The organism is Nocardia aurantia, from assembly GCF_009604425.1.
In the GTDB taxonomy this organism is placed as follows: Bacteria; Actinomycetota; Actinomycetes; order Mycobacteriales; family Mycobacteriaceae; genus Nocardia; species Nocardia aurantia.
The window spans coordinates 540,799-552,352 of record NZ_WEGI01000003.1 but is presented as its reverse complement, the minus strand read 5'-3'; the positions used below and the strand labels follow the sequence as shown (position 1 = coordinate 552,352).

The window sequence follows — 11,554 nt, the reverse complement described above, 5'->3', positions numbered from 1 at the left end:
ATCGAATCGCGACACTCTACGCCGGTCGGCAAGCGCGTACGTGACTTTTCGGCAACATCCGCCCGGGGATGCCCGAATTCACCGGCTTTCCGCGCATGCCGCTGTCCGGACGGACCGAAGTTCGGCCTAGGCTCACCACGTGGTCTCACCGATGGATGTCGCCAAACGCCTGGTCCTCGGGCAGCCGTTCCGCAGCGATCGGCTCGGTGAGACGCTGCTGTCGAAGCGCATCGCGCTGCCCATCTTCGCCAGCGACCCGCTGTCCTCGGTGGCCTACGCGACGCAGGAGATCCTGCTCATCCTCACGCTGGCCGGGGTCGCCTATCTCGAGCTCGCCTGGTGGGTGGCCGCCGGCGTCGTGGTGCTGCTGGCGGTCGTGGTGCTGTCGTACCGGCAGGTCGTCCAGGCGTATCCGTCCGGCGGCGGTTCCTACGAGGTCGTCGCCGAGAATCTGGGGCCGACCGCGGGCCTGGTGGTGGCCGCGGCGCTGATGGTCGACTACATCATGACCGTGGCGGTGTCGGTGGCCTCCGGTGTCGACAACATCATCTCGGCCGCGCCGGGGCTCAATCCGCACCGGGTCGCCATCAACCTCGGCGTCGTCCTGTTCCTCACCGCGATGAATCTGCGCGGGGTGCGGGAATCCGGCCGGCTGTTCGCGATTCCCACCTACGCGTTCGTGGCCGGGGTGCTGGTCATGACGGTGCTCGGGCTGGGCCGCACCGCGTTCGGGCACGCGCCGGTCGCGGAGAGCGCCCACTACCAGATCCGGCCGGAGCAGATCGGGCTGTCGACGGCCGCGGTGGCATTCCTGCTGCTGCGGGCCTTCTCCTCCGGCTGCACCGCGCTGACCGGCGCCGAGGCGATCTCCAACGGCGTGCCCGCGTTCCGGAAACCGAAGGCGCTCAACGCCGCGCGCACCATGACCGCGATGGGCGTGCTGGCGATCGCCATGTTCGCCGGTGTCACCGCGCTGGCCATGATCTCCCACACCAAGGTCACCGAGAACACCTGCGATCTGATCGGCTTCCCCGGCGACTGCGCGACCGACGCGCAGAAGACCGTCATCGCGCAGATCTCGGCGGCCGTCTTCGGCGGGCACAGCGTGGCCTTCTACTACCTGATGGTCACCACCGCGCTGATCCTGATCCTGGCGGCCAACACCGCCTACAACGGCTTCCCGCTGCTGAACTCGATCCTCGCGCAGCGCCGCTACATGCCGCGGCAGCTGCACACCCGCGGCGACCGGCTGGCGCTGTCCAACGGCATCATCATGCTGGCGCTGGTCGCGGCCGGGCTGCTCTACGCCTTCCACGGCTCCACCACCCGGCTGATCCAGCTCTACATCGTGGGTGTGTTCACGTCGTTCACGCTGTGCCAGGCCGGCATGGTCCGGCACTGGAACCGGGAGCTGCGGTCCCGCCGGGCCGAGGAGTCGCGGGCCCTCCGGGCCGAGGGGAACTCCGCCGCCGAGCGCTCGCGGATCCGCCGGGCCCGGATCATCAACGCGTTCGGATCCTGTTTCACCGGCGTCGTGCTGGTCGTCGTGATGATCACCAAGTTCACCCACGGCGCGTATCTGGTGGTGTTCGCGATCCCGGTGCTGGTGCTGATCATGTACGGGATCCACCGGCACTATTCCCGGGTGCGCGATGAGCTGGCGATCGCGCCGGACGACGAGGAGACCCTGCCCGGCCGGGTGCACGCGGTGGTCCTGGTGTCCGGCTGGCACAAGGCGACCCGGCGGGCCGTGCAGTTCGCCCGGGCCACCCGCCCGGACGCGCTGACCGCCATCACGGTCAACGTCGACGACTCCGACACCCGCGCGCTGACCCGGGACTGGGAGCGCGCCGGGGTGCAGGTCCCGCTGAAGGTGGTGGAGTCGCCGTATCGGGAGATCACCAAACCCGTGGTCGACTACATCAAACGGGTGCGGCAGGCCCGGCCGCGGGACGTCATCGCCGTCTACATCCCCGAGTACGTGGTGGGCCGCGGGTGGGAGAACCTGCTGCACAACCAGAGTTCGCTGCGGTTGAAGGCGCGGCTGCTGTTCGTGCCGGGCGTGATGGTGACCAGCGTGCCCTACCAGCTGCACTCGTCGCATTCGCGCACCGACGACCCGGTGCAGCACACACCCGGCGAGGTCCGGCGCGGGATCACCGGCCCGGCCTGAGCATCCGGGCCAGCGGCGCGAGCCGGGCGCGTTCGCCGGGAGTGAGAGCCGCCAGCCGCCCGGTGATCGCGTCGTCGAGGCTGTGCCGGATCCGGCCACGCAGATCGTCACCGGCCGGGGTCAGCCTGATGCGGGTGACGCGGCGGTCGTGCGGATCGGCCGCGCGGTCGAGCAGCCCGCGCTGCTGCATCCGATCTACCATGCCGGTGACATTGGTCTTGTCGCAGCCGAGGCGGGCCGCGACCTCCCCGAAGGACGGCTCTTCGCGGCCGAGCAGGCACAACAGCTGGGTCTGCTGACTGGTCAGGCCGAACTGCCGCGCGACCTCCGCGTAGAGCACCGACGTCTCCCGGTGCAGGGTCATCGCGGCGGTGACCAGATCCGCGTCGTCGTCGCTCACGCCGCACAGTCTACGTCCTGGACTGTTGACATCCTCATCATTATTGGTCGATGATCTCGACTATCGATGAAGTCTACTTTCTGGAGGATTCGTGACGGTCGCACTGGTCACCGGAGGCTCGCGCGGGATCGGCGCCGCGATCGCCCGCCGGCTCGGCGCCGACGGGCTGCGAGTCGTGGTCAATTATCGCGAGAATGCTACTGCCGCAGGAAAAGTGGTGGCCGAGATCGAGGCCGCGGGCGGCCGCGCGGTCGCCGCCGCCGGTGACGTCGCCGATCCCGCACGGCTGCTGGGACTGTTCGAACTGGCCGAGGGAACCTTCGGCGGGCTGGACGTCCTCGTGGCCAACGCCGGCACGGCCCGGTTCGCGACGCTGGCCGATACCACCGACGAGGATTTCGACACCCTGTTCGCGGTGAACACCCGGGGCACCTTCCTGGCGTTGCGGGAAGCCGCGCGGCGCATTCGCGACAACGGGCGCATCGTGGTCGTGTCCAGTGGTTCCACCGTGACCGGCCGGCCGGGTGCCGGTGCGTACGCGGCCAGCAAGGCAGCCGTGGAACAGCTGGTCCGAGCGGCCGCGGCGGAGCTCGGGCCGCGCGGCGTGACGGTCAACAGCGTGCGTCCCGGGGCCACGCGCACCGACGCGCTGCGGGTGGATCCGGCAGCCCTCGAGCAACTGGCGGCCCAGGTGCCGCTGCGGCGGATCGGCGTGCCCGCCGACATCGCCGCGATCGTCGCCTTCCTGGTCTCCGCCGACGGCGGCTGGATCACCGGCCAGCATCTGCACGCCGGTGGTGGCTTGTTCTGAGCTATCAAGGGCCGCAGGTGATTTCGATCACCCGCATTTCCTTGAAAGTACGATTCGCGGGTACTCGGCTTGCACGCCCGGGAGGGCGGCTCGAGAATTCCGGCCCGTGGAGCGCAGCAGATGAACAATCCGGACACCCCCGTCGTCTTGTCGGTCGTCATCCCCGCTCTCGACGAGGCGCGGGCCATCGTGACCACCCTGGACCGGCTGGTCGCGCAGGACGCCGTCGACGAAGTGCTCGTCGTCGACAACGGCAGCACCGACGGCACCCGGCGCATCGTCGCCGAATACGCCATCCGGAACCCGAAAGTCGTTCTGGTGGAAGAGGATCGGCGCGGCGTCGCACGGGCCCGCAACACCGGCCTGGACGTCGCGCGCGGAGAGTTCCTGGCCCGCACCGACGCCGACACCCTGGTCGCCGAGAACTGGGGCGAGGTCGTCCGGCGGTATCTCACCGAACATCCCGGCACCGCGGCGCTCACCGGGCTCACCACCTACTACGACTCCCCGGTGGGATTCCTGCTGGAACTCGGCTACCGCATCCAGATCCGGCGCGGCAAGCTCGGCGGCCAGGTCGGAAATCTGCACGGCCCCAACATGGCCATCCGCCGCAGCGCGTGGGAGCAGGTCCGCGACGACACCTCGACCCGGCCGGACGTGGTCGACGATCTGGATCTGGCGCTGTGCCTGAGCAAGCGGGGACTGCGCATCGACCAGCTACTGGACATGCGCGCCGAGACCTCGGCCCGCCGCCGCCACACCAGCCCGCGCCGCTGGTGGGACTTCCAGCTCAGCGGCCTGCGGACCATCCAGGCGCAGGGGTTCCATGTGCTGCCCTACCACCGCTTCTTCATCGTGATGGCCTGGTTCGCGCATACCGCGCAATGGCCGCTGTACCGGTTCTGGGATTTCGACCGCCGCCGATTCACGGTGCGCCGCAGCACGGCTCGCGCCTTCCCGCTGGCCGGGCAGGCGTGATCGGCGGTCAGTGTGCCGGTCGCGCCAGGCGATTCACGATCGGATAGCCGACGCCGACCAGCACCGCCCAGACGGCGCCGACGATCAGCGCGGTGCGGCCGCCGTCGGTGCGGAACAGCAGCACGATCACCAGCGCCAGGAAGGCCAGCGCGACGATCGTGGTGACGGGCGCGCCGGGCAGCCGGTAGTCGGCCGCGGGCAGTTCACCGCGGCGCACCCGGGCCCGATACCTCCAGTGGCACACCAGGATCACCGCCCACACCACGATGATGCCGACCGTGCTCACCGAGGTGATGTAGGTGAAGGCCCGGTCCGGGGAGATCACGTTGACGATCACCCCGATCACCATCACCGCCGCCGAGACGACGATGCCCGCCTTCGGCACGTGCCGGCGGCTCAACCCGCCGAGCCCGGCCGGGGCCTCACCGCGCAGCGCCAGACTGCGCAGCATCCGGCCGGTGGAGTACAGCCCCGAATTGCAGGACGACAGCGCGGCGGTGAGCAGCACGAAGTTGATGATGCCCGCCGCGCCCGGAATGCCGATCTCGGAGAACACCTCCACGAAGGGGCTCGCACCGGAATGGAAGGTGCGCCAGCTCGCCACCGACATGATCACGATCAGCGCGCCGACGTAGAACAGCCCGATGCGCAGCGGCAGCGAGTTGATCGCCTTGCGCAGGGTGCGTTTCGGATCGTGCGCCTCGCCGGCGGTGACGCCGACCAGTTCCACACCGACATAGGCGAACACCACGATCTGCAACGCCAGCAGGGCCTGCCCGAACCCGTGCGGGAACACCCCGCCGTCGGCCCACAGATTGCGGACCGTGGGATTCGGCGCGTGGCCGACGTGCAGGGTCAGCACCGCGATGCCGATCACGATCATCGCCACGATCGCGGTGACCTTGATCGTGGAGAACCAGAACTCGCCCTCGCCGAACAGCCGCACCGAGATCAGATTCGCCACGAACAGCACGCCGAGCACCACCAACGCCGTCACCCATTCCGGGATCGCGAACCAGTAGCGCACGTACTTTCCCGCCACGGTGATCTCGGCCATGCAGGTGGACGCCCACACGGCCCAGTAGGTCCAGCCGGTCGCGAAACCCGCGAAGCGGCCGAGGAATTCGTTCGCGTACTCGGCGAAGCTGCCCGAGACCGGACGATAGGTGAGCAACTCGCCCAGCGCCCGCATGATCACGAAGATCACCAGCCCGGCCGCCAGGTAGCAGAGGATCAGCGCGGGGCCGGCCTGTTCGATGGCGCCGCCGGATCCGTAGAACAGGCCGGTGCCGATGGCGCCGCCGATGGCGATCATCTGGATGGTCCGCGGATTCAGCCCCCGCTGATAGCCCTCGCCGCCCTCGCCCGGCACGGCGGCCACGACCCCGCCGTCGCCGGTCTCCCGGTTCATGGTCATGATCGGCACGTTACCGGTGGGCTACGACACGATCACGCCGGGGGCGGGCGGCGACCCCGACGGTATTGGACAGTAAAACTTGCAAGTTTCCCTGTGCATCCTTACGCTGACCGGGTGGCCGAGTCAGCCCTGCCGGATACCCCGCGCACCCCGGAACAGATCGCGGCCGCTGCGACCGAACTGCGCGTCGTGGCGGGCCGATTGCTGCGGCAACTGCGCGCGGCGCGGGCCGATTCCGAGGTCACCATGTCGCAGGCGGTCGTCATCGGCCGGCTCGCGGAGGCCCCGGCCACCGTCGCCGACCTCGCCCGCGCCGAACGGGTCCGGCCGCAATCCATGCGGGTCACCCTCGCCGCCCTCGAGGAACGCGGCCTGGTCGAGCGCACCCCGCATCCGACCGATCAGCGCAGCGTGCTGATGTCGCTCACCGAGGCCGGTCACCGATTGCGGCGCGAGACCGAGCAGGCCAAACAGAGCTGGCTCACCCGCGCGATGACCGAGAAGCTGACCGCCGACGAACTGGACCGCCTCATGGAGGCGGTGGTCCTGTTGCGCCGGCTCGTCGAACCCTGACGGTGCGTCGAATCCGATTCGGCCCCGCCGTCATTCACCCCCGCTACCGAAGGAGTCCGCTGTGACACCGGACCTGCTCGATCCCACCACCGCCCTCGTCGTCATCGACCTGCAGCGCGGCATCGTCGGCGCTCCGACCGTGCCGAACCCCATCGAGGATGTCATCGCCCGCAACGTCGAGCTGATCACCGCCTTCCGCGACCGGCAGTTGCCGGTCGTCCTGGTCCGGGTGAGCTTCTCCGCCGACAACGGCGACGTCCCGCCCGGCCGCACCACCTATCCCGCGCGTGGGGACCGGCCCGCCGACTTCGACGTGCTGATCGACGAACTCGACGTGCGGCCCACCGACATCCTCGTCACCAAGCGCAACTGGGGTGCGTTCCACGGCACCGACCTGGACCTGCAACTGCGCCGGCGCGGGGTCACCGGCATCGTGCTGACCGGCGTCGCCACCACCTACGGCGTGGAATCGACCGCCCGCTCCGCGCACGAGCACGGCTACCACGTGGTCGTCGTCACCGACGCGATCAGCGACCGCAGCGCCGAGGGCCACGAGCACTCCGTCACCCGCATCTTCCCGGCCCTCGGCCGCACCGCCACCACCGCCGAGGTCCTCGCCGAACTGCCCGCACCGGTCGAGGTCTGAGCGGGCCGATCGACGCTCCCACCGCAGGGGCGGTCCGCCCGGACTCGTCCCGGGCCCGGCGGACGCGAATAAAATCACTCTGGGTAACGTTCGACGCGGTATGCGCCGACGGCCCGAAAGTTTCGCGGAGCGGACGTCCGGCGGGTCCGCCCGGCGCTCGCGCACAGTGTGGTGGCAGGCGAATTCCTATGTCAGAGAGGCGGATCCAGCCTTGCCGAAGAATCCTCTCCCGGCGCTCGGACGCGCCATCGCCAATCGCCCGGCCGCGATGCGGGCCGCGCCGCTGATCATCCGGGTCGAGCGATTCGTGCGCAGGCTGACCGGCGGGAGGCACGGGGTGCTGGACGTCGCCGGGCTGCCGTCGATGGAGCTGACCGTGCCCGGCCGCCGGACCGGGGTGCCGCGCACGGTGTCGCTGCTCTACGTGCCGGACGGTCCCGGGGCCTTCCTGCTGGTCGGCTCCAACTGGGGCCGGCCCGGCCATCCGTCCTGGTCGGCCAACCTCGGGGCCGTCGATCATGCCGAAATGCACAGCGGCGGTGACCGTTTCGAGGTCAAGGTGCGGCAGCTCGACGGCGAGGAGCGGGAGCGGGCCTGGCAGCGGGCGACCGCCTACTGGCCCGGCTACGCGATGGAACAACGGCTGGCCGGCGATCGCCGCTTCCGGTTGTACGAGCTGACCCGGATCTGACCCTCAGGGCACCACGGTGACCGGCCAGCGGCCCGCCTTCACCAAGCGCACCGCGACCGAGCCGACGATGCGGTGGCCGGTGCGCTCGGAGGCTCCGACCATCACCGCATCGGCTTTGAGTTCGTCTGCGGCACGGGCCAATTCGGCGTACGGGTCGCCGCGGCGGGTGAGGAACGTCCACGGCACCGCGAACACGTCCCGCACCTCGTCGGTGCGCTGCCGCAACTCCTGGGCCAGGTCCTGGGCCACGTCCTCGGTGACGCTGCGGACGTCGACGCCGTACGCACCGGCCATCGTCAGCAGCGGCTGGACGTACAGCAGCGCCAGCTGCGCGTGCTGACGGCGCGCGGCGCCCGCGGCGTAGGCGGTGGCCCGCCATGAGGAGTCCGAACCGTCCAGGCCGACCAGGATCACCCGCGGCCCATCGGTGCCCAGCTCGAAACCGGATCCGGCAATCGGCGCCCACTCCGGCGTCCGCTCCTCGGTCATGATCCGAGCTTAGAACAGACCATCGGGCCCGGTGCGGGGCGGTATGCCCGATTCGCCGGGCCGGGCCGGTCAGCCGAGATACTTGCCGTACCAGTCGCCGACCCGGTGCCACGCCTCGGCGGCTCCGGCCGGGTTGTAGCGCGCGCCGGTGTCGTTGAAGAAGGCGTGATCCGCCCCGTCGGCGACGAAGACGTCGTGCGGCAGGCCCGCCTTCTCCAGGGCGGCGACCGCGGCCGGGCGGGTGGCGCCGACCCGCGCGTCGAGCGCGCCGTAGACCGCGAGCACGGCCGCCTTGGCCTGCGACAGGTCGCCGCCGTCGGGGAACGGGCCGTAGAACGGGGTGGCAGCGGCCAGCTCCGGCGTGCCGTGCGCCAGCAGCAGCCAGACCAGGCCGCCGCCGAAGCAGAATCCCGTGGCGCCCAGCTTCTTTCCCGGCACCCGCTTCCCGAGCTCGGCCACGCCGGCCCGCAGATCGGCCACGAACCGATCCTGCGGGATCTTGCCCAGCGCGGCGGTGGCGGCCGCGGGGTCGGTGAAGGATGTGGTGCCGCCCTCCTCGGACAGCAGGTCGACCGCGAGCGCGGAGTAGCCGATCCCGGCGAACCGGCCGGTGACCGAGCGGATGTGGTCGGTGAGACCGGTGTTCTCGTGGATGACCAGCACGCCCCCGCGCGGCTGTTTCGCCGCCGCCCACGCACCATGCAACGTACGTCCCTCCGGGCCCGCGAAGGTGACCGGCTCGGCGGGCACCGCGCCGGCGCTGCCCGGCGGGGCGGAAGTCGGTGCGGCGCCGGAGGTTCCGGACGCGGCCACGGACCCGGTCGTGCTGCCGGAACCCGAGCCGGAGTCGTCGGAGCAGGCGGCCAGCAGCGCGACCGCAGCCGGTGCGCTCAGGCCCAGCAGGCCGAGCCGGCGCAGCGCCTCCCGGCGACCGAGCAGACCGTCGACGTGATCGTAGGCGATTTCCTCGGCGATATAGCGCTGCAAGGGCTCCATGTCCCCACACCCTAGAGCGTCGCCACGGCCGGGTCGAGGGGCGACACCCCGGCTCGACCGGCACCGCCCGCACAAATTATGCGGCACAACCGGATCCGAGCCCGACCAACCCCTCGCGCACCCCGCCCACGACATAACCGCCTCGGCCACAGCGGAATCGGAACCGTCCCCGGGCCGGCCCGCATAGGCCCCGATGCGTTCCCGAGCGCGGCGCGACGGCCCAGCAGCCCGGCAACGCGACGGCCCAGCAGCCCGGCGGCTCAACTGCCCAGCGGCCCAACGAACCAACGACCCGGCAGCCCCGCGAACCAACGACCCGGCAGCCCGGCGGCCCCGGCGGCCCCCGGCGGCCCAACAGCCCAGCGGCGCGGCGACCCAGCGGCGCGGCGGCGACCCAGCGGCGCGGCGGCGGCGGCGCGGCGGCCCCGCGAACCAACGACCCAGCAGCCCGGCGGCCCGGCGGCCCAACTGCCCAGCGGCTCAACGGCCCAGCGGCGCGGCGGCCCAACGGCGCTTCAGTTCTCGATCTTGAGCAGTAGATCTCGCAGGGTGCGCAGCTCGCCGGGGGTCAGGCGGGCCAGTGCCGGTGACGGCGGGTCCGGTGTGGCGAGGGCCTCGGCCAGCAATGCTCGTCCGGCCGGGGTGATGGACACCAGCTTCGAACGCCGGTTGGCGGGGTCGATCTCGCGCACCACTAGTTCGCGTTCCTCGAGGGCGTTGACGGTGACCGTCGCGGCGGGTGGATCCATCCCCGCCGCCCGGGCCAGCTCCTTGACCGTCATCGGGCCCTGCGCGAGGCGGCGCAGCACTCGAATCCGGCTGAACGCCATACCCGTTCGCTCGATGACCGACCGCTTCCACTGGTCGCGGCTGTCGGCGACGGCGCGGCCGAGCAGGGCCCAGACCTCCTCGGCCACGGCAGGGTCCGGAACCTCCTCGACCACGGCAGGGTCCGGAACCTCCTGCGGCGCAGGCTCATTCGGCATGGCTGGACACTTTCTGTTCGAGCAACGGGGCGACGCGATCGCGGGTGCGGAACGCCCAGCCGGTACTCGCGGTGACCCCGAGTGCGACGATACCGGCGGCGAGCCCGGCCAGTACCCACCACAGGCCGGTATCGCTGAGCGCTCCGGCCAGCGCCACCCCGATGCTGATGCCGACCTGGCGGCTGGTGGACGCCACCGCCGACGCCGCGCCCGAGCGGTCGGCGGGCATCCCGCTCACCGCCGCCGTCGTGATCGGCGCGTTCACCAGGCCGAATCCGGCCCCGATCACCGCGAACGCGCTCAGCAGCAACCAGATCGGCGTGGTGGGGCCGAGGCGGGTGAGCGCGAGCGCACCGACGGCGATCAGCACGCCCGCCCCGACCATCGACGGCCGGGTGCCGTACCGTCCCACCAACCGGCCCGACAGCGGCGAGCAGACCAGCATCGCGAGCCCCATCGGCAGGTACAGCAGGCCGGTGTGGACGGCCGAGAAGTGCCGGGCGCCTTGCAGATAGATCGAGGCGGCGAACAGGAACCCGCCCAGGCCGGCGAAGGCGAACACCGCGGTGACGGTCGCGGCGGTGAACGGGAAACTCCGGAAGAACCGGGGATCGATGAACGGCGAGGCGTGCCGGCGCTCGAGGTACAGGAAGGCCGCCAGCGCCACCGCGGTCACCACGAAGATCACCGGCTCGCGCTCGATCAGCCCGAACACCAGCGTGAACATCACCACCATGGCCAGCAGTTGACCGAGCGGATCGATCCCCCGGCGGTGCACCGATTTCGACTCGGGCACGAACACGGTGGTGAGCACGAAGGCCAGGACACAGATCGGCAGGTTGATCCAGAACACCGACTGCCAGCCGAAGGACCCGATCAGGAAACCACCCACCAGCGGGCCCATCGCCGTGGAGATGCCGACCACCGCACCCCACACGCCGATCGCGCGGGCGCGCTCGACGCGTTCGGTGAACACCGTGGTGATGATCGACATCGCGACCGGGTTCAGCATCGATCCGCCGACGGCCTGCGCGAACCGCGCGCCGATCAGCACCTCGACCGTCGGCGCGAGGCTGCACAACAGCGAGCCCAGGGCGAAGACGGTGAGTCCGATCCGGAAGACCAGCTTGCGGCCGAACCGGTCGGCGGTCGCGCCCGACAGCAGCAGCAGGCTGGCCAGCGTGAGGGTGTAGGCGTCGACGATCCACTGCAATCGCGACAGCGGCGCGTGCATCTCGGTGCGGATGGTCGGGATGGCGACATTCACGATCGTGGCGTCCATCGACACGATCAGCAGGCTGAGACAGCAGGTCAGCAGCACGATCGCCTTGCGCCGGGCACTCATCCCCGAGACAGTTGTATGCACACAACTATTGTGTGGACACAACCGTCGG

At 70.6% G+C, this 11,554-nt stretch carries 12 protein-coding genes; 6 read left to right on the top strand and 6 right to left on the bottom strand.

Translation table 11 applies throughout. The features are described 5' to 3' along the window. The first annotated feature begins 139 nt into the window (after positions 1 to 139). Positions 140 to 2,173, top strand: a complete 2,034-nt coding sequence (locus NRB56_RS08865; RefSeq protein WP_319942737.1) for an APC family permease — start codon at positions 140 to 142, stop codon at positions 2,171 to 2,173. Here the strand turns inward: NRB56_RS08865 and NRB56_RS08860 are convergent. Then, positions 2,157 to 2,573 carry a MarR family winged helix-turn-helix transcriptional regulator gene (locus NRB56_RS08860; protein ID WP_319942736.1) on the bottom strand — a complete coding sequence of 139 codons (417 nt, stop codon included), beginning with the start codon at positions 2,571 to 2,573 and terminating at the stop codon, positions 2,157 to 2,159. The genes NRB56_RS08865 and NRB56_RS08860 overlap by 17 nt on opposite strands. 91 nt (positions 2,574 to 2,664) lie before the next feature. Between NRB56_RS08860 and NRB56_RS08855 the strand changes: the two genes are divergently transcribed. Next, positions 2,665 to 3,384 carry an SDR family oxidoreductase gene (locus NRB56_RS08855; RefSeq protein ID WP_319942735.1) on the top strand — a complete coding sequence of 240 codons (720 nt, stop codon included), beginning with the start codon at positions 2,665 to 2,667 and terminating at the stop codon, positions 3,382 to 3,384. Positions 3,385 to 3,504: 120 nt separating this feature from the next. Next, positions 3,505 to 4,362: a glycosyltransferase gene (locus NRB56_RS08850; RefSeq protein ID WP_153340185.1), complete on the top strand. Its 858-nt coding sequence runs from the start codon at positions 3,505 to 3,507 to the stop codon at positions 4,360 to 4,362. 7 nt (positions 4,363 to 4,369) lie between these two features. Here the strand turns inward: NRB56_RS08850 and NRB56_RS08845 are convergent, their stop codons facing one another. Further along, positions 4,370 to 5,773: an amino acid permease gene (locus NRB56_RS08845; RefSeq protein ID WP_153340475.1), complete on the bottom strand. Its 1,404-nt coding sequence runs from the start codon at positions 5,771 to 5,773 to the stop codon at positions 4,370 to 4,372. A 120-nt stretch (positions 5,774 to 5,893) separates the two neighbouring features. Here NRB56_RS08845 and NRB56_RS08840 point away from each other — a divergent pair, with 120 nt between their 5' ends. The 3 genes from NRB56_RS08840 to NRB56_RS08830 all read left to right on the top strand — a co-directional run bounded on the left by NRB56_RS08840 (position 5,894) and on the right by NRB56_RS08830 (position 7,689). After that, positions 5,894 to 6,352, top strand: coding sequence for a MarR family winged helix-turn-helix transcriptional regulator (locus NRB56_RS08840; protein WP_319942734.1), 459 nt, complete (start codon positions 5,894 to 5,896; stop codon positions 6,350 to 6,352). 61 nt (positions 6,353 to 6,413) lie between these two features. After that, positions 6,414 to 6,998: an isochorismatase family protein gene (locus tag NRB56_RS08835; protein ID WP_319942733.1), complete on the top strand. Its 585-nt coding sequence runs from the start codon at positions 6,414 to 6,416 to the stop codon at positions 6,996 to 6,998. Positions 6,999 to 7,209: 211 nt separating this feature from the next. Next, entirely contained in the window at positions 7,210 to 7,689 is a 480-nt protein-coding gene (locus tag NRB56_RS08830) for a nitroreductase family deazaflavin-dependent oxidoreductase (protein ID WP_153340183.1), read from the top strand. Between the two features lie 3 nt (positions 7,690 to 7,692). Here NRB56_RS08830 and NRB56_RS08825 read toward each other — a convergent pair whose 3' ends face one another. The 4 genes from NRB56_RS08825 to NRB56_RS08810 all read right to left on the bottom strand — a co-directional run bounded on the left by NRB56_RS08825 (position 7,693) and on the right by NRB56_RS08810 (position 11,526). Further along, the gene (locus tag NRB56_RS08825; protein ID WP_153340181.1) at positions 7,693 to 8,178 is read right to left on the bottom strand and encodes a universal stress protein; all 486 of its coding nucleotides are present in this window, start codon (positions 8,176 to 8,178) and stop codon (positions 7,693 to 7,695) included. A gap of 69 nt (positions 8,179 to 8,247) precedes the next feature. Further along, complete coding sequence (locus NRB56_RS08820; protein ID WP_153340179.1) at positions 8,248 to 9,174, bottom strand: dienelactone hydrolase family protein; 927 nt, start codon at positions 9,172 to 9,174, stop codon at positions 8,248 to 8,250. A gap of 515 nt (positions 9,175 to 9,689) precedes the next feature. Next, on the bottom strand, positions 9,690 to 10,160 hold the full coding sequence (locus NRB56_RS08815; protein ID WP_153340177.1) for a MarR family winged helix-turn-helix transcriptional regulator: 471 nt from the start codon (positions 10,158 to 10,160) through the stop codon (positions 9,690 to 9,692). Further along, positions 10,150 to 11,526, bottom strand: coding sequence for an MFS transporter (locus NRB56_RS08810; RefSeq protein ID WP_406603449.1), 1,377 nt, complete (start codon positions 11,524 to 11,526; stop codon positions 10,150 to 10,152). Before NRB56_RS08810 ends, NRB56_RS08815 begins: the two co-directional genes overlap by 11 nt. Positions 11,527 to 11,554 lie beyond the last annotated feature (28 nt).